At 62.6% G+C, this 20,702-nt stretch carries 22 protein-coding genes; 8 read left to right on the top strand and 14 right to left on the bottom strand.

The window, feature by feature from the left end; translation table 11 throughout:
• Positions 1 to 27: 27 nt before the first annotated feature.
• Positions 28 to 294: a head-tail connector protein gene (locus LOX95_RS06940; protein WP_242913748.1), complete on the bottom strand. Its 267-nt coding sequence runs from the start codon at positions 292 to 294 to the stop codon at positions 28 to 30.
• A gap of 222 nt (positions 295 to 516) precedes the next feature.
• Positions 517 to 1,743 carry a phage major capsid protein gene (locus LOX95_RS06935; RefSeq protein ID WP_242913747.1) on the bottom strand — a complete coding sequence of 409 codons (1,227 nt, stop codon included), beginning with the start codon at positions 1,741 to 1,743 and terminating at the stop codon, positions 517 to 519.
• A 44-nt stretch (positions 1,744 to 1,787) separates the two neighbouring features.
• Between LOX95_RS06935 and LOX95_RS06930 the strand changes: the two genes are divergently transcribed.
• The 3 genes from LOX95_RS06930 to LOX95_RS06920 all read left to right on the top strand — a co-directional run bounded on the left by LOX95_RS06930 (position 1,788) and on the right by LOX95_RS06920 (position 3,935).
• Positions 1,788 to 2,447, top strand: coding sequence for a hypothetical protein (locus LOX95_RS06930; protein WP_242913746.1), 660 nt, complete (start codon positions 1,788 to 1,790; stop codon positions 2,445 to 2,447).
• A 90-nt stretch (positions 2,448 to 2,537) separates the two neighbouring features.
• The gene (locus tag LOX95_RS06925) at positions 2,538 to 3,338 is read left to right on the top strand and encodes a hypothetical protein (RefSeq protein ID WP_242913745.1); all 801 of its coding nucleotides are present in this window, start codon (positions 2,538 to 2,540) and stop codon (positions 3,336 to 3,338) included.
• 213 nt (positions 3,339 to 3,551) lie between these two features.
• Complete coding sequence (locus tag LOX95_RS06920) at positions 3,552 to 3,935, top strand: acyl-CoA thioesterase (RefSeq protein WP_242913744.1); 384 nt, start codon at positions 3,552 to 3,554, stop codon at positions 3,933 to 3,935.
• A 3-nt stretch (positions 3,936 to 3,938) separates the two neighbouring features.
• Here the strand turns inward: LOX95_RS06920 and LOX95_RS06915 are convergent, their stop codons facing one another.
• From LOX95_RS06915 to LOX95_RS06875, 9 genes are all read right to left on the bottom strand, one after another.
• Positions 3,939 to 4,394 (bottom strand): hypothetical protein, encoded by a 456-nt coding sequence (locus LOX95_RS06915; protein ID WP_242913743.1) that lies wholly within the window; start codon positions 4,392 to 4,394, stop codon positions 3,939 to 3,941.
• Between the two features lie 78 nt (positions 4,395 to 4,472).
• Positions 4,473 to 4,889 carry an HK97 family phage prohead protease gene (locus LOX95_RS06910; protein ID WP_242913742.1) on the bottom strand — a complete coding sequence of 139 codons (417 nt, stop codon included), beginning with the start codon at positions 4,887 to 4,889 and terminating at the stop codon, positions 4,473 to 4,475.
• On the bottom strand, positions 4,886 to 5,113 hold the full coding sequence (locus LOX95_RS06905; RefSeq protein ID WP_242913741.1) for a hypothetical protein: 228 nt from the start codon (positions 5,111 to 5,113) through the stop codon (positions 4,886 to 4,888). Before LOX95_RS06905 ends, LOX95_RS06910 begins: the two co-directional genes overlap by 4 nt.
• Positions 5,110 to 6,276: a phage portal protein gene (locus LOX95_RS06900; RefSeq protein WP_242913740.1), complete on the bottom strand. Its 1,167-nt coding sequence runs from the start codon at positions 6,274 to 6,276 to the stop codon at positions 5,110 to 5,112. The genes LOX95_RS06905 and LOX95_RS06900 overlap by 4 nt, the downstream gene beginning before the upstream one ends.
• 190 nt (positions 6,277 to 6,466) lie before the next feature.
• On the bottom strand, positions 6,467 to 7,708 hold the full coding sequence (locus LOX95_RS06895) for a DNA-packaging protein (RefSeq protein WP_242913739.1): 1,242 nt from the start codon (positions 7,706 to 7,708) through the stop codon (positions 6,467 to 6,469).
• Positions 7,617 to 8,054 carry a hypothetical protein gene (locus LOX95_RS06890; protein ID WP_242913738.1) on the bottom strand — a complete coding sequence of 146 codons (438 nt, stop codon included), beginning with the start codon at positions 8,052 to 8,054 and terminating at the stop codon, positions 7,617 to 7,619. The genes LOX95_RS06895 and LOX95_RS06890 overlap by 92 nt, the downstream gene beginning before the upstream one ends.
• Positions 8,055 to 8,195: 141 nt before the next feature.
• Entirely contained in the window at positions 8,196 to 10,481 is a 2,286-nt protein-coding gene (locus tag LOX95_RS06885; RefSeq protein WP_242913737.1) for a hybrid sensor histidine kinase/response regulator, read from the bottom strand.
• A 65-nt stretch (positions 10,482 to 10,546) separates the two neighbouring features.
• Positions 10,547 to 11,041 carry a YcgN family cysteine cluster protein gene (locus LOX95_RS06880; protein ID WP_242913736.1) on the bottom strand — a complete coding sequence of 165 codons (495 nt, stop codon included), beginning with the start codon at positions 11,039 to 11,041 and terminating at the stop codon, positions 10,547 to 10,549.
• A gap of 54 nt (positions 11,042 to 11,095) precedes the next feature.
• Positions 11,096 to 11,425 carry an SMR family transporter gene (locus LOX95_RS06875; RefSeq protein WP_427846575.1) on the bottom strand — a complete coding sequence of 110 codons (330 nt, stop codon included), beginning with the start codon at positions 11,423 to 11,425 and terminating at the stop codon, positions 11,096 to 11,098.
• Between the two features lie 211 nt (positions 11,426 to 11,636).
• Here LOX95_RS06875 and LOX95_RS06870 point away from each other — a divergent pair, with 211 nt between their 5' ends.
• Positions 11,637 to 13,448 (top strand): ABC-F family ATP-binding cassette domain-containing protein, encoded by a 1,812-nt coding sequence (locus tag LOX95_RS06870; protein WP_242913734.1) that lies wholly within the window; start codon positions 11,637 to 11,639, stop codon positions 13,446 to 13,448.
• An 88-nt stretch (positions 13,449 to 13,536) separates the two neighbouring features.
• Positions 13,537 to 14,478: a hypothetical protein gene (locus LOX95_RS06865; RefSeq protein ID WP_242913733.1), complete on the top strand. Its 942-nt coding sequence runs from the start codon at positions 13,537 to 13,539 to the stop codon at positions 14,476 to 14,478.
• Between the two features lie 71 nt (positions 14,479 to 14,549).
• Here the strand turns inward: LOX95_RS06865 and LOX95_RS06860 are convergent, their stop codons facing one another.
• On the bottom strand, positions 14,550 to 15,419 hold the full coding sequence (locus LOX95_RS06860; protein ID WP_242913732.1) for a hypothetical protein: 870 nt from the start codon (positions 15,417 to 15,419) through the stop codon (positions 14,550 to 14,552).
• Between the two features lie 484 nt (positions 15,420 to 15,903).
• Here LOX95_RS06860 and LOX95_RS06855 point away from each other — a divergent pair, with 484 nt between their 5' ends.
• From LOX95_RS06855 to LOX95_RS06845, 3 genes are all read left to right on the top strand, one after another.
• Positions 15,904 to 16,944, top strand: a complete 1,041-nt coding sequence (locus LOX95_RS06855; protein ID WP_242913731.1) for an ABC transporter substrate-binding protein — start codon at positions 15,904 to 15,906, stop codon at positions 16,942 to 16,944.
• A 113-nt stretch (positions 16,945 to 17,057) separates the two neighbouring features.
• Complete coding sequence (locus tag LOX95_RS06850) at positions 17,058 to 17,483, top strand: hypothetical protein (RefSeq protein WP_242913730.1); 426 nt, start codon at positions 17,058 to 17,060, stop codon at positions 17,481 to 17,483.
• A 2-nt stretch (positions 17,484 to 17,485) separates the two neighbouring features.
• On the top strand, positions 17,486 to 18,604 hold the full coding sequence (locus tag LOX95_RS06845; protein ID WP_242913729.1) for a DUF2336 domain-containing protein: 1,119 nt from the start codon (positions 17,486 to 17,488) through the stop codon (positions 18,602 to 18,604).
• Between the two features lie 74 nt (positions 18,605 to 18,678).
• Here LOX95_RS06845 and LOX95_RS06840 read toward each other — a convergent pair whose 3' ends face one another.
• Together LOX95_RS06840 and LOX95_RS06835 are read right to left on the bottom strand one after the other, a co-directional pair.
• Positions 18,679 to 19,107 carry a Ros/MucR family transcriptional regulator gene (locus tag LOX95_RS06840; protein WP_242913728.1) on the bottom strand — a complete coding sequence of 143 codons (429 nt, stop codon included), beginning with the start codon at positions 19,105 to 19,107 and terminating at the stop codon, positions 18,679 to 18,681.
• A 361-nt stretch (positions 19,108 to 19,468) separates the two neighbouring features.
• Positions 19,469 to 20,683 (bottom strand): DUF2336 domain-containing protein, encoded by a 1,215-nt coding sequence (locus LOX95_RS06835; RefSeq protein ID WP_242913727.1) that lies wholly within the window; start codon positions 20,681 to 20,683, stop codon positions 19,469 to 19,471.
• Positions 20,684 to 20,702: the final 19 nt, after the last annotated feature.

Here is a 20,702-nt window from a genome sequence, read left to right as displayed (position 1 = left end):
CACCCCGCCAAACCGTCGCTAAAACCCTCAAAGGCGCACCACCCGATAAGGCGCAATCCACGCCTCCACCGGCGCAACATCCATCGCCTGCTCACCCCGCTCATACGCCCGCAGCACCAGCATCAGCACCGCTAGCCTCAACGGTGCCGGCGACGTCGAAGTCAGGCTCAACCCCACCTCCCCCGACACCCGCGCCACCGCCGCATCAATCAGCGTCTGGATCAACTGATCCTCCGCCTCATGCTCCACCCTCAAAAACACCCTGGCCTCCGCCAGAGAGACTGCAGCAGCCATCGTTCACCCCTTTAGAACGCCAAAGGGCGGCCCCCACGGACCGCCCTTTGGCTCTACGCTTCACACTTGGCCGCGGTCAGAAGGCTCTGCCTTCTCGACCCGACGCGGCCCTTCCGCCTCCGGCGGGCGCCCTCAAGCAGTTCGTGCCCGCGGCACGAACGCTAGGGCACTTTCATGCTTGGCCGCGGTCAGAAGGCTCTGCCTTCTCGACCCGACGCGGCCTTAAGAAGCCGCCATCTTCATCACCTTGATCGCATCAAAGTTCTGCACACCACCGCCGACACGCTTGGTCGTATAGAACAGCACATAGGGCTTGGCGGTGAACGGATCACGCAGCACACGCACACCCGCACGATCGACAATCAGATAACCGCGCTGGAAGTCACCAAACGCAATCGACAGACTGTTCGCCGCCACATCCGGCATCGTCTCGATCTCGGTCACCGGATAACCCAGCACCGAAGACGTCTCGCCCAAACGCTGCGCCGGAGCCCAGATGTAGTTGCCCTCGCTGTCCTTGAACTTGCGGATCGCCGACAGCGTCTTGCGGTTCATCACAAAGCGGCCGTTGGCACGATACTGGGCCTTGGGCGCATAGATCAGATCGATCAGCTTATCCGCCGCATTTTCGGTCGCAAACGCACCCGCCGCACCACTGGCCACATAGCCGATCTTGCCCCACTCATGGGCGCTATCAGCCACCGTGTCATAGCTCAGGAAACCCTTGGGCTTGTTGGTACCATTACCGGTCACAAAGGCCGATGTCTCTTGGGCTGCAAAGGCATCCTCAACCTCGCCCGCCAGCCACTCGTCCAGATCGACCATCGCGTCATCCAGCAGCGCCTGCGTGGCCGCCGGATTTGCGTAAAGGTCAGCCGCCGGAAACTCCAACAGCGCCAGCGTCGCCGGATCGGTCTCCGGTCGTGCCGCCGTCTCGGCGACCCAGCCCGCAACCACACCCGCCGTCGAGACCGGCTTCTTGAACACACCTCCCGAGACCGTACGCACCGAGGCAATCTCCCGCATCGGCGAAACCGCCATCAGACGGCGCTCAATCGCACGCTCCGTCTCCGCCGGCACCACATAACCACCCGACGAAGCGCCCGTCGAAATGCCTGCCTTCATCTCCAGACCACCCACCGAGCCCGTCTTCAGATAGCCATCAAACGCAGCCTTCGCCTCCGGAGCCGAGTTCACCTCGCCACCTTCACCAGCCAGCGAAGGACGACGCCCCTGCGACGCCATACGATCCAGCTTCGCCTGCGCCGCAACCACCGCCCGATCGATACGCGCCACCTTCTCTTCCAGCAGAGTATCGGACGCAGCCTTCTTCTCGATCTGCGCCACGCGCTCGTCATTGGCGCTCTTGAACGCCTCAAACGCCACCATCATTTCGCGCACGACTTCACGCGCCTCAGGCGAACCCGATACGTTTTTGACTTCTTTCATCTTTTCCCCTTGAAAACCCGCGCTACGCGGATACTGTCAGTCGCATGTGGAACCGCACCAAACGCACCGAAAATCAGTCAGATGCGTCTTGGTTTCGCGAGCTCCTGAGACCAGCAATCGTCAGCCTTGTGCCGTTCAGCTACCTAGGATTGCAGCTTGGCCGGTTGCTCAACGACGTTCCCATTTGGCCCCTCGGAACAGTGATCGCGCTACTGCCCCTTGCGATCCCGCAATCGATGTACAGCGACTCCAGATTGTACCGGCCGTCTCCACCTCGCGGAGAGGATCCCGCCTTCATGGTCGCGTCCCCGCTGCAAAAGGTTACCAGCGGCCTCTTCGGTGCCAAACGTCTTGGAGCGAGTGCCCCCTACGTCCGTCTTCCGGAAATCGACACTGGGCCTCACATCATTCAAATGCTGATTTACAAACTGGGTGCCCCGCTTCCTCTGCCTCGTTCTCTGAACTGGCTGAGAAATTTTCCAAGCATTCTCTCAGTCCTCGGGCTTTTCGCCGTCGTCTGGTTCGAAATCTTCTGGTTCAGATCCAACAAGTCGGCTCACCCCCAGTACATCTGGGTCGTAGCAGCGCTCGCTGCGCTTATTATCTGCACGGCCTATCGCAGCGCCTTCCGCCGCCTCTACGAAATCTACACCGCCGACGCCGCCAAAACCGGACGCTACGCCTTCCCTGCGCTTCGCCGCTAACCGCATAATAAACCCAAGGTTGCATCCCACACCACCGCATGTACCGTCGGCGTGCGAGATCTTTCCTCCACAGCCACTGGTGAGCGTGTCATGCGTTGTAAGCCCTATCTCCCCCTCCTCGGCCTGGTCGCGGCCCTCGTTGCCCCGCTCGCCCAAGCCCAAACGCCGGTGACTCAGGTCGAAGCCTGGTCCCTACAAAAGACGGGCGCTCTCGGCTCAGCCATCTACCTTCAGGATCGCGCCGCCGCCCGCGCCACCGACGCACTTTTGGCCAGCTCAAATGGCACCCCACCTCAGGGCTTGATCGGCTGGATCGTCATTCCCAAGAACCAGGGCCATCTGGTCCGGTTCCTCACCGGCGACACCTCGAACCCGAGCGCCGCCTTCGACATCTCCGTCGATGCGGATGGCCGCGCTGGTCGCGTCACCGCTGCAAGCGACCCCACACTCCCGCCGGAACAACGGGCCCAGTTCAACGCCCGCCTGACCGCAGGAACCAACCTCACCACCTCTGATCTACGCTGCGCCGCCCGCTACAATGCCGTTATGCTCGATGATCCTGACAGCGACGGCTGGCTGGTCTGGCTGCTCGCCTCCACCACCGAGTCGACCGTCGTTCCTATGGGCGGACACTATCGCTTCCACATCAGTGCAGACGGCAAGACTGTCTTAAAGCGCGAACAACTCTCCACCTCGTGCCTAAATCTGGAGAAACCGGCGAACTCCGTCGCGCTGACCACTTCAATCGTGGTCGCCCCCCAACCGCTCGAGGTGCATGTCTTCCTGTCCCTTTACGCGCGCATTCCAATCTACGCGGTTGCGGGCGGCAAGCTCTGGTCCGTCCAAGGCGCTTCGATCACCGACGCCGGAGCTGCCCCCGCCCGCCGCTGATCTCAACCGCGCATTTCCTCGCGACAAACGCAGACCACCGTTCCATAGTCCCCCCAGTTCATACCTGAGGGGGTAGTCGTGTCTGTTCCACCATATGCCGGTCGCGCGCTGGCCGTTTTGCCGCGCCACACCTCCGCATCAGGCACACCTCGCAACCCGGTCGCTACCCGATAGCCACCTCGCGCCCCTTCCCAAACGGCCAATGCAAATCCTATGACCTTCTCCACGCCCATCCGCGTCCGCTGGAACGAGGCAGACCCCCAAGGCGTCGTCTTCAACGCCAACTATCTGATCTACGCCGACGTCGCAGGCACCGACTACTTCCGCCAGTTGGGTGCTAGTACCTCCACCGTCGAAGACTTCCTCCAGCTCTACGTCGTTGACGCCCATCTGGCTTTCAAATCACCTGCCAAGCCGGACGACCTGATCACCTGTCACGTCACCCCCACCCGCATCGGCAACTCCAGCTTGCAACTCACCATTCGCATCTCGCGCGAAGACACAGAACTCACCGAGATCACTCTGACCTATGTGCGCGCTATCAACGGCAAATCCACGCCGCTCAGCGATTCCTTCCGCGCCCTTCTCACCGCCTGAGCGTCAACGCATTGCCGGTGCCGTCATCGTCCTGCAAAGCCCCAAAAATGCGTCGACCGTGCGTTCGGGCAGGGCAACCTCGCGCTCCTGTCCATTGAAGCTAACCTTGACCTCGGACGCGGTATCCATAGCCATCAGCAGTCTGTCGCTCACAGACTTACGGATCGACAGGCTTACACCGCGCTCCTGAACCGCCGCATCCGGCAAGCCCGTGACCACTTCATCGCCAAACCGGAATGACAGTTCCGGCTGAGGCCACGCCTGCGCCGCCTCGAACCCATTCACAGAGGCTACGAAACCGGTGCCCGCACATCCAAACGACATCACCGACAGGCCCGCGTCGAAATACATAAGGCTTGGTGCCCGACCATCCCACAGGGTCCAGCGGGTATTGGGCGCAGCACCCTCGACGTTCGTGGCTCGCGGCCCACGCGCCTCCCTTTCAGGCTTACAAGCCATCAGCGCCAACCCGCTCGCCACCATTACAACCCAAGGATTCGCCCGCATTAGCCTGCCCTTTCAAGTAGCAACGATAACCTAAGCCGCCGCTACCGCGTTCACAACCTTGAGCCTTGCGCCCGGACAGGCGGGAAACGTCACCGCTGACACCTCCCACAACCCGACCCCACTCAGCACCCGCAACCGTCCGCTCTTACGTGCCCGCGCCGTGCGAAAGCCGATCGACAAGCCATCCACCGCGCCTGCCTTACACACGGCCTTGGCCATTCGAGCCTCCGCCGACCAGTCACCGATAAAGCCCTCGACGAACAGGCCCCGCTCGTCCTCGGTCATCCGCTCCCAGCGCCCGATCACGGCGCGCCCGTCATGCTGCCACAGCATCCGCACCCCCTCGGCTCCGGTCCGCGCCAAGCTCTCGGCAAAGGCCCCGCGATGCACCACATCGCCGTTCAGGTCCGCCACGCCCCAAAGCGACGCATAGCCCTCGATCCTCACTTGCGCCCCTCCAGCTGACGTTCAATCCGCTCCAGCGAGGCCCGCATCGCCTCCCCTTGCGCCTCCAGCCGCGCCAGCCGCTCCGCCACCAGCGCCTGCTCGGCCACCTTCACCTCCAGCGCCCCGATCCGCGCGGCCGCCCCGCCAGCCCACACCAACCCGCCAATCGTCTGCACCACCAAAGCGACCAGCAGCGCGACCGGTATCTTCTTGATCACTGTCATGAGGTCACCCCCGCCAGCTTCCGCTTCTCTTCCACCGTCAGGAAACTTGCCGCATCCACCCGCGCCCACAGCGCATCGCGCTCCACCTGAAGCGCCGGCACAGCATCCAGATCCGCCTCGATCCGGCAGTCCGCAAATCGACCGCCCAGCCAACCCGTCATCGCCCCCGCCGCCTTCCGCACCAGCGGCACCACCGTCCCGCGCCAGAACGCCGCATTCGCCTCGCGATAGTTGGCATAGGTGCTATCCCCCGGCACACCCAGCAGCTGCGGCGGCACCCCGAACGCCAGCGCAATCTCCCGCGCTGCCGCATTCTTTCCGCCGACAAAATCCATCTCGGCAGGGCTCATACTCATAGGCTTCCAGTCCAGCCCGCCTTCCAGCAGCAGCGGACGGCCCGCATTCCGCGCCCCTGCATGCGCCTCCGTCAGTTCTGCCTTCAGCGCCTCGAACTGCTCGCCCGTCAGCCGCTCGCCATCACGGCTGCCATAGACCAGCGCCCCGGACGGCCTCGCCGCATTGTCCAGCAGCGCCTTGTTCCAAGCCCCCGAGGCATTGTGCACATCAATGGCAAACGCCGCCGCCTCCAGTGGCGAGAAGCCATAGTGGTCATCCGTCGGGTGATAGAGCTTCAGATGCAAAACGGGCGACCAGCCATCGCCGTGTCGCCCGATCCGAACGCTCTTTGCGCCCACCCCATATTCCCACGCCACCGGCCAGCCATCGCCCCCCGGCACCACCTTCACCCGATCCGGCCTCAAGCCCCAGATCTGGTCCGGAGCCCCATCGCCATCGGCATCCCCGGTCGCCTCCAGATAACCATTACCCGCAGTCTGCAACGACGCATAAAGCCCCTCCAGCAACTCCGCCCCCGACTGCTCCGGATTGGGGTTGTCCATCAGCCTGGCCAGCGGATGCGCATCATCCCTCACGCCCCCGACCATCACCTTCATCGGACAAGACGCCGCCGCCTCGGCAATCAGCCGTACACAGCGATAGGCCACCGGATTCTTCCCGAACCCCTCACGCGCCAGATGCCCGTAATCGCGCGGAGTCCACTGCGCCCGTCCCACACCCGACAGCGCAATCAGAGCCCCCGCCCTGCTCGCCTTCTCCTCACGCACAGCTCCGCCATTGCGGCCCAGTCCCTGCCACCAACCCATTTCATGCTCTCCATTTTGAGTGGGCCGCGCTCAGAAGGCTCCGCCTTCTCGACCCGACACGGCCTGATGTTTTCTCCTCCCCTACCCTGCGGGGGAGGTGTCATGGCACCGCCATGACGGAGGGGGTATCTTTCTTGGTTGGCCGCGGTCAGAAGGCTCCGCCTTCTCGACCCGACGCGGCCTGCGCGTCTCACAAAGCCCGCAACCTCGGCTGTGTTCTTCCCGCCAACAGCAAATCCGTCACCGCCCACACCAAGGCATCCGCCCGATCCGGACTGTGCCCCTGATGCTCGCTCCCCATCGCCATCAGCTCTTCTTCCAGCGCCGGAAACGCCCCGCAGTGAACGACCCGTCCCTGTTCGTACAAAGCCGCCACAGGCTCCGCCCGCGCCTTCTTGGACCGCGTCGCATGCACCAGTTTGATCGGCACCTCGCCGTCCACCTGCGCAATCAGGGTCCGCACCATCTCGCCCCCCTGATTGGCCTCGGCCAGCACCAACTGGGCATCAAAATCCTCGGCCGCCTTCACCGCCGCCTTGGCCCAGCCCACAGGCGACAAGCCCCGCACCGACCGATCAGCCAGCACATAGGCTCTGCCCTCGCGCCGTCCGCACACGACAATCCCACAGGCATCGCCATGCGCCGTGACGGGCGGGTCCACCGCCACCACCACGCGCTCCAGCCGCACCGGAACATTCCCCCGCGCCCGCGCCAAATCCTCCGCACGAAACAGAGCGCCGTCCGCCTCGACGATCAGCCCCTCCATCTCCTGCGCTTCCAGCCGCGTCCCCGCATAAAGCGCCCGCAGATGGCTCAAGAAACCCGGAGCCAGATTGGCCTCGTTATCCCGCGTGGACAGCCTGCTGGTCACCACGCCGCTCTCGGCCAACAACCGCCGCAAGGCCGCAATCGGCCTAGGCGTCGTCGTCACCGCCAGCTTGGGGTCATCCCCCAGCCGCAGCCCAAATCTCAGATTGCTGAGAACCTTCTCCGGCTCGCGCCACGCACAGAACTCGTCCGCCCACGCCGCATGAAACTGAGGCCCGCGCAGACTGTCGGGGTCCTCTGCCGAAAACCCATAGGCCGCCGCCCCCGAAGGCCAAACCAGCCGCCGCCGACTGGCTTCCCAGCGCGGCCGATTATCCGGCCCCGCCAGCGCACGCAGTCCTGACGGCCCCTCGACCATCACCTCGCGCACATCATGAAACGCTGGCCCGACCAGAGCGAAACTCATCGCCCCCTTGCGCGCCAACTCGTTCATCCAGAACCCGCCAGCAAACGTCTTGCCAGAGCCCCGACCGCCCAAAAGCACCCAGGTCCGCCACCCTTCGTCGGGCGGATTACAAACCTGTTCGGGCCTCACAGGCGGCGTCGTCCCCAACACCCGCGACAGCCGCTCCGCCTCCACCTGTTCGATCAGGCTTCGGACCATATCCCTTCTGTTCGGCAACCTCGAAAAGACGATCGACGCGAGCGAAGAGCTCAGCTCGCAGGCGCTGTTCCTCGGCCTCATCAATCACTTCACCCTGTCCAGCCACATCATCCTCCGCCTCTCCCGAAACCTTAGTGGGCTTGGTCTTCAGCGCCGCCACCGCCTTGGCCGTGCGTGCCACCACACCCACCGCCCGCGCCCGCTTTTCCGCTTCCGCCACATCCTTCGGCGGGCCAGCCTCAATCAGAACCTCAACCGCCTGATCGACCATGGCCTGCAGCTGCCCGAACACCTGATCCAGCCACTGCTGAACAGTTCCGATCTCCGCTGCCCCATTTCCCGCCATACCCAAACCATAGGGCACCAGCGTCCACAGGCGCGAAAACGCCCGCCTCCCTTCACCAATCCCTTATTTTTACAGCCATTGGCCCCGCCCAATGGGCGCACCAAAACAAAAAGGCCCCCGCATCTGCGAGGGCCTTCCGCCTTAGTCCTGCGCCAGCCAGCGCCGTATCGCCTCGGCCAGTTCCCCGACCTGAATCGGCTTGGACAAGTGATCGTCCATCCCCGCCGCCAGACACCGCTCGATCTGTTCCGACTGAACATTGGCCGTCAACGCAATGATCGGCAGCCTCCGTCCGGCTCCCTCGCCGCGCCGGATTTCGCGCGTTGCCGCCAAGCCATCCATCTCCGGCATGTGCACATCCATCAGCACCAGATCAAAGCCGCCACGACGCACAGCCGTCACCGCCTCGACCCCGTTGGTTGCCGCCTCGACCTCCAGCCCCAGCGACGACAGAATAATCGTCACCAGTTCACGGTTCGCCGCTGCATCATCGACCAGAAGAATGCGCCCCTGCACCTCGATTGCCGGCGTCGTCTCAACCGCAACCGAAACCGGCAGCGCAAAGTCGAAGTCCAGAGGCACTTCAAACCAGAAGGTCGCCCCCTCGCCGGGCGCGCTTTCATAGCCGATGTTCCCGCCCATCAGTTCGATCAGATGCCGGGAAATGGCCAAGCCCAGCCCCGTCCCGCCATAGGTTCGTGTGGTCGACGCATCAGCCTGCGTAAAGCGCCCGAAGACCAGATCGGCCTTCTCGGGGCTAAGCCCGATCCCCGTATCGGCCACCTCGACCCTGACGCGATACCGGCCCTCCGGCGTCTCTGTACCGAACGCCCTCAATGAGACCGAACCGCTGCTGGTAAACTTCACCGCATTCGACAGGAAGTTCAGCGTCACCTGCCGCAAACGTCCGGCATCCCCCGAAAGCACCTCCGGCAGTCGGGCATCCAGCTCCGTTCTCAGCTCCAGTCCCTTGGCATCGCACTGGTTGGCAATGATCCCCACGGTCTGGGCGATGTGCTCGCGCAGATAGAAAGGCGACTTGTCAAGTTCGACCGCGCCCGCTTCCAGCTTCGAATAATCAAGGATGTCGTTGATGACCAACAACAGCGCTTCCGATGAGGCGCTGATCCGGGCGGCATACAGTTTCTGCTCGGGGGTCAAACCGGCAGAGTCTTTCAACAAACCGGCATACCCCACCACACTGGTCAGGGGAGTGCGCAATTCATGGCTCATATTGGCCAGAAACTCGCTCTTGGCCGCAGCCGCCTTCTCGGCCCGATCCTTGGCCTCGATGACGTCCGCCTCCAGTTGTTTGCGCTGGGTTGCATCGCGGATCACAACGACAACGTCATCCACCTTGCCCTGCTCGTCACCGACTGCCTTGAAGGTGCACTCCACCCACATAATGCGGCCATCGCGATGCACCGCCCTGTGCTCCAGACGCGTCGGAGTGCCGGTTTTCACCGCCTGCTTGATCGCGGCCAGAACGTGTTTGCGATCTTCCTCGTAAACATAGTCGGTCGACTGGCCCGACATCTCCTCCAGCGTCCAACCCAGCAACTGCTTGATCGCGGGCGAGATGTATTTGCTGGAGCCGTCCATCTTCACGCGGGTGATCACGTCACTGAGGTTCTCGGCCAGCAGGCGGTAACGCGCCTCGTTGCGCCTCAGCTTGTCCAGCAGCGCTTCTTCGTCGGTAATGTCGCGAAAAACGCCGAACATTCCGACGTACTCGCCCGCGGCATTCTTCACCGCCGCAGAACGACTGACCACGATCCGCCGCTCATTGTCCTTGCGCCTCAAATGCATGCGCAGCGTGTAGCCTTCGCCCGTCTGCAGGCCGTGCTGGATCCCCTTGCTGACCTGGTTCAGCTCCGAGGCATCGTAAAAGTCGAAACCTTCCTCGATCAGAACAGGCCCCTCCGCAGGGTCCATTCCGTGAATTTCGAATACCCGCTTGGACCAGGTCTGGTGGTTGTCGGCCTTATCGACACTCCACCAACCCACGCCGGACATTTCCTCGATCATGGTCAGCATCTCATCGCGCTGCGCCACTTTGCGGTCGGCCTGTTCGCCCGCCGACAGGTCGGCAGCCACGCGGGCCAATTGCAGGATCAGCTCCCGCTCGCGCACATCGGGCTCGGGCCGCTCTGGCGGTGCCAGAAATACCATCGCCCCGTGCAGGCTGCCTTCGCGGAAAATAGGCGTACTTGCCCAGACCGGATAGGAACTTCCCTCCAGCGCCGCGCCCGACAGGATCACGCCCTCTTGCACCTGCATGGTGCGCTTGATGGCCAGACAGATTTGCATCTGCCCGTCAGTGGGCATCACCACGACGCGCGGCTCGGCGTCCAGCAGCATTTCGCCAAGGACTTCCAACTGCTTGAACCAATGCTCCGCCTGCACAGGCGGCCAGTGCGCGGTCAACCGGACTCGTTCGCTGATCTCTTCTGCGTACGCTCTCAACATGACGCCCCCTCCCCCGAGAGTGTTTAGCCCTCGTCTGTCAGCCTCGCGGCCTCTTCGGGGCTGAGCAGTCCCCGTTCCTCGTTCCACTCTTCGGCCTCGAAGTCCAAAGCGTCCTCGGCCTCTTTCAGCGCAGTCTCGCTGACGGTTTGCCGACGCACAGACACCCCTGCCTGATGGACCGTTTCCGGATCGCCCGACACCAGCGGGTGCCACCAGGCCAGATCACGTCCTTCGTGCACGCGGCGATAGCCGCACGACTTCGGCATCCAGCCCAGGGCCTCGATGTTGTTCGGGGTCAGCTTGATACAGTCTGGCACCTGTTCCTTACGGTTCGGATAATCGGTGCAGGTGCATTTCATGGGATCGAACAGACGGCAGTGTACGCGCGTCGGCACGACATCTCCCGTATTCTCGTCCTCGAACCGCACCAGACAGCACAGTCCGCAACCGTCACACAGGCTCTCCCATTCCTGTGGAGACATTTCGGACAGAGACTTGGTTTTCCAGAAAGGCAACATGGCGGGGCCTATAGGCCCTAATCCGCCCCCTGTCGCCCCCGACTTGACCATAGGTCAGTGCACGGCCGATTTGGAGAACAGGTTAATCACGATCACGCCGCCCACAATCATCACCAGCCCAAGGATAGCAGGCAGATCCAGACGCTGCTTGAACGCCACCAGACCAATCGCGGATATCAACACCACCCCCAACCCGCTCCAGATGGCATAGGCCAACCCCACCGGCATGGCCTTCAGCGTCAAACTCAGCAGATAGAACGCCGCGCCATAACATATCGCCATACCAATAGTCGGCAAGGGCTTGGTGAACTGGTTCGACGCCTGCAACAGGCTGGTGCCGATCACCTCGCACACAATCGCCCCACCCAGCGTCAACCACGTCATCGGAGACATAGCGCCCCTCCCTAAAATCCTACAAACCCGCACTACTTTAACCCGCGCAGTCACCAGACCTGCAACGCCCGCACCAGGATCTGGATGCTACACGCCCCCAAATAACGCGCGGTCTTGATCGGTAAGCCTTGCGTGCAACCATGATCCGGCGTCAACAAGCGCCCCATAGCCGCCGCACGCCCCATCGGCTATAGGCGGCCCCATGGCTGCCAGACCTCCCCTCGTTGCACTTAAAGACATCCACCTTCAGGACGGACAGCGCCCGCTGTTTTCCGGCGTCGACCTTGCCGTAGAGCCCCGCTCTCGTGCCGCCCTTGTGGGCCGCAACGGTGCCGGCAAGTCCACCCTCATGAAGGTGGTCATGGGCTATATCGAAGCCGACAGCGGCGACCGCGCCGTGCAGGCCGGCACCCGCTTTGCCTATGTGCCGCAAGAACCCGTCATCACCGGCGAGACCCTGCTCGACTATGCCTCCTCCGGCGCTGCCGAGACGTGGACGGCCGAAAGCTGGCTGACCACCTTCGGCCTCAACCCCGAGAAATCGACCCAAGGCCTTTCCGGCGGCGAGATCCGCCGCGCGGCGCTGGCCAAGGCCTTCGCCGAAGAGCCGGAAGTCCTGCTGCTCGACGAGCCGACCAACCACCTCGACATTCTGGCCATCGAACTGCTCGAAGAAGAGCTGATCGCGGCCCGCTTCGCTGTTCTGGTCGTCAGCCACGACCGCGCCTTCCTGAACCGCGTCACCAACACCGTCCACTGGCTTGAAGGCCGCAAGGTCCGTACCCTGTCCAAGGGCTTTGCCGAGTTCGACGACTGGGCCGCCAAGGTGCTGGAAGAAGAAGCCATCGCTCTCGAAAAGCTCACCAAGACCATCGAGCGCGAGACCGAGACCTTCTACCGCTCCATCACTGCCCGCCGCACCCGCAACGAAGGCCGTGCGCGCAGCCTTGCCGCCCTTCGCGCCGAACGCGCAGAGAAGATGAAGGACGTGCCGCGCGACCTCTATATGGGCGTGGATTCCGGTGCCATCTCCGGCAAGCTGGTGGCCGATCTGAAAGGCGTTTCAAAGTCCTTCGGCGAACGCACCATCTTCAAGAACCTGACCACCCGCATCATCCGCGGCGACCGTCTGGCGATTGTCGGCCCCAACGGCGCGGGCAAGACCACTCTGGTCAAGGTGCTGCTGGGCGAATTGGCTCCCGACGAGGGCACCGTCCGCATGGGTGCCAACCTCGAACCGCTTTACCTCGACCAGTCCCGCGAAGGCCTGAAGTCCGACATGACCCTGTGGGACGCCCTGACGCCGGGCGGCGGTGACAGCATCATCGTGCGCGGCTTCCCCAAACACGTCGCCGCCTACGCCAAGGACTTCCTCTTCTCCGAAGCCCAACTGCGCCAGCCGATCTCCACCCTGTCGGGCGGCGAGCGTAACCGCCTCCTTCTGGCCCGCGCTCTGGCGAAATCCGCCAACCTGCTGGTGCTCGACGAGCCGACCAACGACCTCGACATCGACACACTGGACAAGCTGCAAGAGTTGCTCGACGGCTACGACGGCACCCTGATCCTGGTCAGCCACGACCGCGACTTCGTAGACCGTCTGGCCACCTCGACCATCGCTATGAACGGCCGTGGCGACATCGTGGAAACTCCCGGCGGCTGGCAGGACTTCGTGCGCCAGAACCCGGGCTTCATCCAGCCGCCCAAACCCGTAGCAACAGCGCCGGCAGGAGCGCGTCGGGTCGAGAAGGCGGAGCCTTCTGATCGCGCTCCCACCAAGAAAGCCAAGCTTTCGTACAAAGACTCTCGCCGTCTCGAAGAGATCGAAAAGCTGCTGGAAACCCTGCCCGCAGAGATCGAAAAGCAGGACGCTATACTCGCCGACCCCGATCTCTACAGCAAAAACCCCGCCGCTTTCGACAAGGCCATGAAGGCCGCCGAAAAGGCCCGCGCCGATCTCGAAGCTATCGAACTGGAATGGCTCGAACTCGAAGAGAAGAAGTCAGCCCTCTCCTAAGCTTAACCATTCAGGCTTCTTTACCACTTTTCCGCCACAATTAGACATCCGGCGATTCTCTTTGCCGGATGTTTCTTTTGGGGGGAAAATGAAACGGAAACCGTGGCTTAATGAGCAGCGGCTCGAACGTATCGAGACCGCTTATCTTCAGGCTCTGCGTATTGGCGGCCTATTGGTCGCCACCTTGTGTCTGCTGGGTGCCCTCTATTTTGCAGGCGACGCCCTGTGGCGTCTCGCCGTCAAAACGGAGGTCGCGCCCGAGGCAACTGCCGTCGATACGGCGGCCTTGGCGCGCGAAGTAGCGACCCAGCCCAAGGCCTCGGATGCCAAGGATACCGACTATCTGAAGAGCGAGCACGACCGCTTCGCCAAGGACGTCTGGCCCAAATACTACAGCATCTACAAGAAGGCCTTCGACGCGCACCGCAATACGAGCGACCAACTGATTTCGTCCGATGATATGATGGCTGCGCTCGGCTATGACCTCGACAGCTACCGACAGGCCTACGCTGACGATGCTCCGGACTACGCCAAGTCCATCCGCCGCATGGTTGACGACGCTGCCTATCAGCAAGCGGCGCTCAAACATGTTCAGGAAATCATGACCGCAGCGCCGGTCGTCAGTAAGCTGACGGCCTATAAGTCCGCGTCGAAGTCCGAGCAGCGCTGCACCACCACGCCGCGCACCGAACGCGTAGCCCGTGTCTGCGGCTACTACTACGTCTATGACTGCAGCTATACGCGCACCGTACAGGATCGCCGTTGCGAAGCCGTCTTCCCGGATTCGGTCATGACACCGGCCGCCGCATTCGAACGCGCCGATGCCGTGTTCGCCAGCAGTTGGCTCGGCGACGAAGCGGCCAAACGCTCGACCGCAGTCGAAGAGTCCGAAAAACGCCAACTGCTCCGCGACGGCATCGGCCCGCGCCTGCAGCTGGCCTTCCTCATCATCGGCGGCTTCTTCGTCGTGATGTTCTTCTTCCTGCTGGTGGCCATCGAGCGCCACCTGCGTCGCCGCCCGATTGCTTAAGCCCTAGGCGCCCAAGCTATCGGACCAAACTTCAAGGGCGGCAGGATCATCCTGCCGCCCTATTTTTATTCTCAGCGCGCCGTTTTGACTTCCACCAGCATTATCCCCGGACCGGAATGGATTTGCAGGCTCGCCCCCTCGGCACTTTGCCAGTCCCCTTCACCTTGCAGACGCCAGCCGTGTTCTTCCAACAGATGCGGCACCTCGTCTTCCAGACTGGCAATACGGGTATTGGCCAGCGCACGGACGGCAACCTGACATCCCCACGTATCGGCTCGCGCAATCACGGTATCGCGCGCTTCATCGGCGTGGGCCACCTCGCCCGCTCCGCCCGAAAAGGTCCGCAACTGCGCCATCAGCACAGCCCGCTTTTCCGGCGTCAGGGCGTCCAGCTCGTCCCCCATCAGCGGACAGACATCGGTAACGGCATCCAGCACCGCCCGCCCCGCATCACGCTGGCTGGCGTGTGTAGCGGTATCCACTCGAAGCTTCAGCAACGGTGCCGGTATCGGGGGCAGAACCACCACCCGCCCCATGTCATTCACCGACTTGGCAATAGCCAAGGACATAGAATAATCGTTCGAGACGAAATAGTGTGCGCCATCCCCGCGCTCGCCCTGTCCCAGCGCCCCCAGACTGGGCACCTGCCGCCAGCCCAGCCCGTCCTCGGCCTGCACCCAGTCCCGCACCGCCTTGAGCGACGCCTCGCCATCGCTGCCGATCAACACGTCGCATCCATTGGGGCTCAGTCCCAGAAACACGCCCCCCGGCCCTTCTTCGGACGCCAGCACCATGTTTTTGGACTGGCTTTGGTCATCGCCGCGAAGGTTCAGCTGGCCCGACTGCATCTGCACGCACAGGTCGGTCCCGCGAACGGCCGCCTCTGCAATTGGCGAAGCCCCCGCTCCGCCCGCCAATAGCACCATCAATACGCTCAGCATCCCCGCGCTTCCCCGCTGGCCCACATCTCTGAAAATCACAGTTATCCACCGATACAGTGAAGCTTAATGGTGCGCCACCTTGCCAAGCTCTGTAATTTGAGACACCAACGTTATGTCAAATGACGTGATCACGGAAAATGCGGGGTTCCGCCACCTCGGTCCGCACGCCTTTGGCACATTAAGGTCTGCGTCAGTGGATATGTTTTGTCGGTAAGGTTGAGCCTGCGAAGGGCCGTATCCCCCGTCGCCGCTGTTCTCTGCAGGTTATGTGCCGCAGCTAGGTCACGCTCAAAGACCGAGCCCGCGCTACGCGTCCCCCGGCGAATCCTGATCGATCGATTGTTTTCACTGATATTTTCAGATCTTCAGGAGAGAGGTGGTCCCCATCCACCTCTCTCCCAGTATCTGTCCGGTCAAAACTTCGACCATCAATTACGGGCCCAACCCTTTCCATTCGCGGGCTCCATGCTTATTGCAGCCGATAATGTCTCTTGCTCGGCCCTCCAGACGTGAACTGATCTACGGCCTCACCGGGGCGACGGTAGGTCTTACCTTGTCCGGATGCAGCCAGAACGCACCTGTCGACGAGCAGGGTCGCGTTCGCCTGCGTCTTGCCGCGCCCGGCCCTGCCCGCGCCGAGCACGCCGGTTTCTATCAGGCCATCGCCGACGGCTCCTATGCGCGTCGCGGCCTGAACGTCCAGATTTTCCACGGCAACTCGGCCACCGACGTCTCCCAGCGCCTCGCCGCAGGCCAGGCCGAGCTGGGCCTTGCCCGCGACAGCTTCGCCGCCCTGCGCATGATTGCCGACCGCGCGCCGGTAAAGGCTGTCGCCGCCTTCCTGCAAAAAGACCTGCGCGTCCTCATCGCCCACGGCAGCGAGGCCCCACGAGACATCATGGCCCTCAGCGACCTCAAGGCGCTGGGCGAGCGCCCGCTCTATACCGAAGATCCCGAATGGTCGGACTTCTGGGCCTGGCTGCAACCGAAATACCAGTTGGCCCAGAACCAGATACACCGTCCCGAAGGCGGGGCGCTGGAGCCATTCCTCGAAGACCCGCGCAGCCTACTGATCGGCTCTCTGACGCGCGAGCCTGCCTTGGTCGATGCGACCAAGCCCGATCTGGCCACGCGCCTCTATCTGCCCGCAGACGACGGCTTTGCCTCCTATTCCGGTATTGTGCTGGCACCGAACGCCTTTGCCCGCGACAATACCGAGGCGCTCAAGCACTTCATCGCCGCCTCCGCAGAGGGTTGGCGCAACTATCTGAACGGCGAGCCAGACCCGGCCCACGGCCTGATCCGTCGTGCCAATCCGGCGACCCCGCAAGGCTCGCTGGATACAGCCCGCGAACTGCTCAAGACCCACAGCATCGTCGATGGCGGAGATGCCGCCCTTTACGGTCTCGGCGCGATGACGGCCCAACGCTGGGAAACCTTCGCCGAACAAAGCCGCGGGGCCTACGCCTCCGATCCGGACTGGCGCGAAGCCTTCACACCGAGCTATCTTCCGGCCCTAAAATAATCGCTCCGTTAGTGCGAGATTAAGCCACAAGCGTCACTGTTAGAGACTTATTGCCGCGCCTGACCGGAGCCGCTTGCTTGCGCCCAGTTTCGACCCTTGTTCTGACAGCCACAATGGCGGCGCTTGGTGCGCCGGCCTATGCTGCTGTCACGGGCAACGAGGCTGTGGTTATCCCGCACGGTGGCTGGAACTATCCGCGCGCCGCTACGCCCACGTCGGCCATGGTGGCTCCCGCCGATCCCTACGCGCCGCGCCCCGATGCCCCGATATTTCGTCTCGGCGAAGCCGCACCGGTCGCCGGTGAGGCGAAGCCGCGCTCGGATACCGATGGGTCGCGTTACTATTCTGTCCACCGTCAGGCCGGTCGCACGCCCGATGCGCCGCCCCGTCCAGCGCCGATCTACCTTGATGCCCTTCCGGTCGATCTGACCACCGTCCCGTCCAGTGACGATCTGGCCGCCCCCCCGGCAGCGCCACAAATGATCCGCGATGCCAACGGCCGCTTGCGCGCCGTGGCCGACTACCAAGATCCGACGTAACCATGTCCACAACCGCTTCTTCCGACACCGCCATCCAGTCCCGCCTGCCGGAACTGATGAATCTGGCCAAGCAGACCGACAGCGGTGCCCGCCGCACCCTGCTGCGCGAGTTGACGGACAACTTCTTCGGCGCACCCGAACGCACGCCTATCGAGCAGGAACTGTACGGAGCTGTCCTGAGCGACATCAGCCGTGCCATGGAGATCGAGGTCCGCGCCCAACTGGCCGAGCGCTTCGCTTCCGCGCCCGATGCGCCGCATCAGCTCATTCGCCAACTGGCCAATGACGAAGCCGCCGTCGCCGCTCCGGTGCTGTCGCAATCGCCGGTACTCACCGACGATGACCTGATCCACGTCATCCGGACCCGCAACAGCCAGGAGCACATGCGCGCCGTCACCCAGCGCGAGCACGTGGCAGAAGCGGTCTCCGACGCCATCGTCGAACACGGCGACGACGTCACCCTCCACGCCCTTCTGTCCAACGAAGGTGCCCGCCTGTCGCGCTCGGCAAACGAAACGGCTGTTGATCGTGCCAAGGCCAACCCCGAGCTTCATCAGGTCACGGTTTCGCGCACCAGCCTGCCCATCGACCTACTGAACGAAATGTATTTCGAGGTCGAAGAGCGCCTGCGCGAGAAGATCCTCGAAGAAAACGCCCGCCTTGATCCCGCCGCGCTGGAAGAAGCGCTGGCTGCGGGGCGTACCCGTGTCGCTACCGATGACGGCTCCCTGCCGCCCGACTATGCGGAGAGCCTCGCCTATGTCGAGGAACTGCGCGCGGCCAGCCAACTGACACCCCAGACCTTGGCCCGCTTCCTGCGCTCGGGCAGCCGCTCCTGCTTCCTGATCGCACTGTCGCAACTGGCCGAAATCGACTTCCACGTCGCGCGCAACATCGTCGAGCGCCGAGAGCTGGATGCGTTGGCTGTGGTTTGCCGCGCTGCCGATCTGGATAAGGCGCTCTTCCTGACCTATGCCGTGGTCCTTCTGAACAATGACGGCAATGCCATGGGCAAGGCGCGCGGTTATGCGGCCATGTATACCTCGCTTGACCGCGATACAGCCCAGCGCACCTTGCGCTTCTGGCGTACACGCCGCGCCGCGATGCAAACCGCCGCCTGATCTACTGTACACGGACAATAAAAAAGGCCCGCATCCCCCGATGCGGGCCTTTTCCATAGACCTGAGGTCCAGACTTACTTCTTGGCGCGGGTGGCGCGGGCCGGCTTACGGCCGCCTTGGCCCAGACCCATTTGCTTGGCCAGATCGGAACGAGCCTTGGCATAGTTCGGAGCAACCATCGGGTAGTCTTTAGCCAGACCCCACTTGGCGCGGTATTCTTCCGGGCTCATGTTGTACTTGGTGCGCAGGTGACGCTTCAGCGACTTGAACTTGCGACCGTCTTCCAGGCAGATCAGGAAATCAGGCGTAATGGACTTGCGCAGCGGAACTGCCGGTTCACGCGGTTCCGGTTCTTCTTCGACCGGAGCAACAGTGATGCCCGTCAGCGCGGCGTGAACCTGCGAGATCAGAGCCGGCACGGCTTCTGCAGGTACCATGTTGTTGCTGACGTACGCAGACACGATGTCTGCTGTCATTTCGAGCAGTTCAGGTTTTTCGTCCATTTTAATCCCGCCAGATTGATTGCAATTTCGGGCCATTTGGCTGGCCCTATATTTCTTTTGTTAGCGGGGACGCATGGTGGTCAGACGTCGCATGTTGTCAAGTCCGTATTCTTTAAAAGCGTAAATAGAGCGCAAGCTTTAATGTCCAAAACAGATCGCAAACTGTATTTTGGAAGCTTAGAGCCGAAGCGTCTTTTATAAAGAATGCTGATACTTAAAGAAGGCGACTGAGCTTTCGCGCAGAGATTGAATCGAATTCCTGCGGGCCAAAGCACAATGGGCCGCACCAACTGCGCTACAGTTTGAAGTAACGGTATAAAGAGTTAAGTACCACTAATCTCAACGGAACTTTGACGCCGCGTCAATTTTTGAAATCGTCCGACAGCGCCAGCATGGCCGCGCGCTCTGCCGCAGAGAACTGATCGATCAGGTGGTCCTCACCCTCGCGAATTGCACGGATGAGTTGAGGCGTCAGGGCGGACGTCAGCGACCAGTTCCAGTACCGCACGACGGTCTGGGCCCTGTCGACAGCCAGCATGTCATAGACGATCTGAACACGTTCCCAGCGAGGGTCGGAAGAATCGTCCGAACCGGGACGGCGCATCGCCTTCCACAAGAGGGCCAAGTAGCGCTTGGTCAGGCCCGTGGACTTGCAAAGGACCGCTATGGACTCTCCACCCTCGTCGCTGAGGATCTTCGCCGCCGTCAAAGGCTTCACGCCCGCCAGATGGCCGATCTCGGCAACCAGATCCGGCGTCAAACCTGTTTCTGCCGCCGAGGCAATAATGCCCTCAAGGCCTTCGAACGGCGACTTCTTGGCGGCCTCGCGGTTACGCTGGCGACGCTCGATGAATTGCAACGCCTTGCGCACAACCGGATCGGACCAACCGTCCTTGGCGGCCACGCTGAACATGTCGACCACCGAGCCCTGCAGGACTTCGCGCGATACGGCAAAGCGGCGCAGGATGACGCTGCGCTCTTCATGGTTGCACCACCAGAACATGACATAGGCACTGGAGGGGCGCAGTTCCGGGCGCTTGAGCAATGCGCCGCACAGTTGCGGATATTGGCGCGACAGAGCCACAGCTTCTTCAAGCGAAGTCGTGGGCACCACCGCCTCGCGGTTGTTCAGCACCAGCTCAATCACCTCAACCTCGCCGCGCTCTATCAGAGCCGCACAAACCGCCGGCGAAAGTCCACGACGACCGGCGATCAGCTTGCGGTGTTCGGTGGTGGTATCGCGCGCGCAGGTGATCAGGTCATGATCACTCAAAGACGCGCACTCCAGCAGCAGTTCGCGCGCGACCACAACTTCATCACGCAGCAGCAGACGCAGAATATTGTTCGGGATGTCGGTCAGCGGCACCAGTCGCGCGGCAATCCGGCGACGCTCCTCGACCGAAGCCTGCCGCATCATGTCCACCAGCAGGTCCGCGACGACCGAGCGTTCAAAGGCATTGATACGGCTCGCAGGCAAGCTGACCACGTCCGCCAAGCGGCGAAGCAGCATCAAGCGCGCCCTGTCTGTATCGGCGGCTGGCTTGGAGTCAGGTTTGAACACTGCGGCACTTCCCATACGGCCACTCTGGCAGCCG

Origin of the sequence: Brevundimonas pishanensis (assembly GCF_022750635.1) — a bacterium.
Classification (GTDB): Bacteria; Pseudomonadota; Alphaproteobacteria; order Caulobacterales; family Caulobacteraceae; genus Brevundimonas; species Brevundimonas pishanensis.
The sequence above is the reverse complement of the archived record's forward strand: the minus strand, read 5'-3'. Positions and strand labels throughout refer to the sequence as shown.

What these genes read in the sequence shown, in the direction of transcription:
- LOX95_RS06855 (WP_242913731.1), top strand. Translation starts at nt 15,904, where the DNA reads ATGTCTCTTGCTCGGCCCTCCAGACGTGAACTGATCTACGGCCTCACC.
- LOX95_RS06850 (WP_242913730.1), top strand. Translation starts at nt 17,058, where the DNA reads ATGGCGGCGCTTGGTGCGCCGGCCTATGCTGCTGTCACGGGCAACGAG.
- LOX95_RS06935 (WP_242913747.1), bottom strand. Translation starts at nt 1,743, where the DNA reads ATGAAAGAAGTCAAAAACGTATCGGGTTCGCCTGAGGCGCGTGAAGTC.
- LOX95_RS06930 (WP_242913746.1), top strand. Translation starts at nt 1,788, where the DNA reads ATGTGGAACCGCACCAAACGCACCGAAAATCAGTCAGATGCGTCTTGG.
- LOX95_RS06890 (WP_242913738.1), bottom strand. Translation starts at nt 8,054, where the DNA reads ATGGCGGGAAATGGGGCAGCGGAGATCGGAACTGTTCAGCAGTGGCTG.
- LOX95_RS06900 (WP_242913740.1), bottom strand. Translation starts at nt 6,276, where the DNA reads ATGGGTTGGTGGCAGGGACTGGGCCGCAATGGCGGAGCTGTGCGTGAG.
- LOX95_RS06925 (WP_242913745.1), top strand. Translation starts at nt 2,538, where the DNA reads ATGCGTTGTAAGCCCTATCTCCCCCTCCTCGGCCTGGTCGCGGCCCTC.
- LOX95_RS06840 (WP_242913728.1), bottom strand. Translation starts at nt 19,107, where the DNA reads ATGGACGAAAAACCTGAACTGCTCGAAATGACAGCAGACATCGTGTCT.
- LOX95_RS06880 (WP_242913736.1), bottom strand. Translation starts at nt 11,041, where the DNA reads ATGTTGCCTTTCTGGAAAACCAAGTCTCTGTCCGAAATGTCTCCACAG.
- LOX95_RS06875 (WP_427846575.1), bottom strand. Translation starts at nt 11,425, where the DNA reads ATGACGTGGTTGACGCTGGGTGGGGCGATTGTGTGCGAGGTGATCGGC.
- LOX95_RS06865 (WP_242913733.1), top strand. Translation starts at nt 13,537, where the DNA reads ATGAAACGGAAACCGTGGCTTAATGAGCAGCGGCTCGAACGTATCGAG.
- LOX95_RS06870 (WP_242913734.1), top strand. Translation starts at nt 11,637, where the DNA reads ATGGCTGCCAGACCTCCCCTCGTTGCACTTAAAGACATCCACCTTCAG.
- LOX95_RS06905 (WP_242913741.1), bottom strand. Translation starts at nt 5,113, where the DNA reads ATGACAGTGATCAAGAAGATACCGGTCGCGCTGCTGGTCGCTTTGGTG.
- LOX95_RS06940 (WP_242913748.1), bottom strand. Translation starts at nt 294, where the DNA reads ATGGCTGCTGCAGTCTCTCTGGCGGAGGCCAGGGTGTTTTTGAGGGTG.
- LOX95_RS06835 (WP_242913727.1), bottom strand. Translation starts at nt 20,683, where the DNA reads ATGGGAAGTGCCGCAGTGTTCAAACCTGACTCCAAGCCAGCCGCCGAT.
- LOX95_RS06895 (WP_242913739.1), bottom strand. Translation starts at nt 7,708, where the DNA reads ATGGTCCGAAGCCTGATCGAACAGGTGGAGGCGGAGCGGCTGTCGCGG.
- LOX95_RS06860 (WP_242913732.1), bottom strand. Translation starts at nt 15,419, where the DNA reads ATGCTGAGCGTATTGATGGTGCTATTGGCGGGCGGAGCGGGGGCTTCG.
- LOX95_RS06920 (WP_242913744.1), top strand. Translation starts at nt 3,552, where the DNA reads ATGACCTTCTCCACGCCCATCCGCGTCCGCTGGAACGAGGCAGACCCC.
- LOX95_RS06845 (WP_242913729.1), top strand. Translation starts at nt 17,486, where the DNA reads ATGTCCACAACCGCTTCTTCCGACACCGCCATCCAGTCCCGCCTGCCG.
- LOX95_RS06915 (WP_242913743.1), bottom strand. Translation starts at nt 4,394, where the DNA reads ATGGCTTGTAAGCCTGAAAGGGAGGCGCGTGGGCCGCGAGCCACGAAC.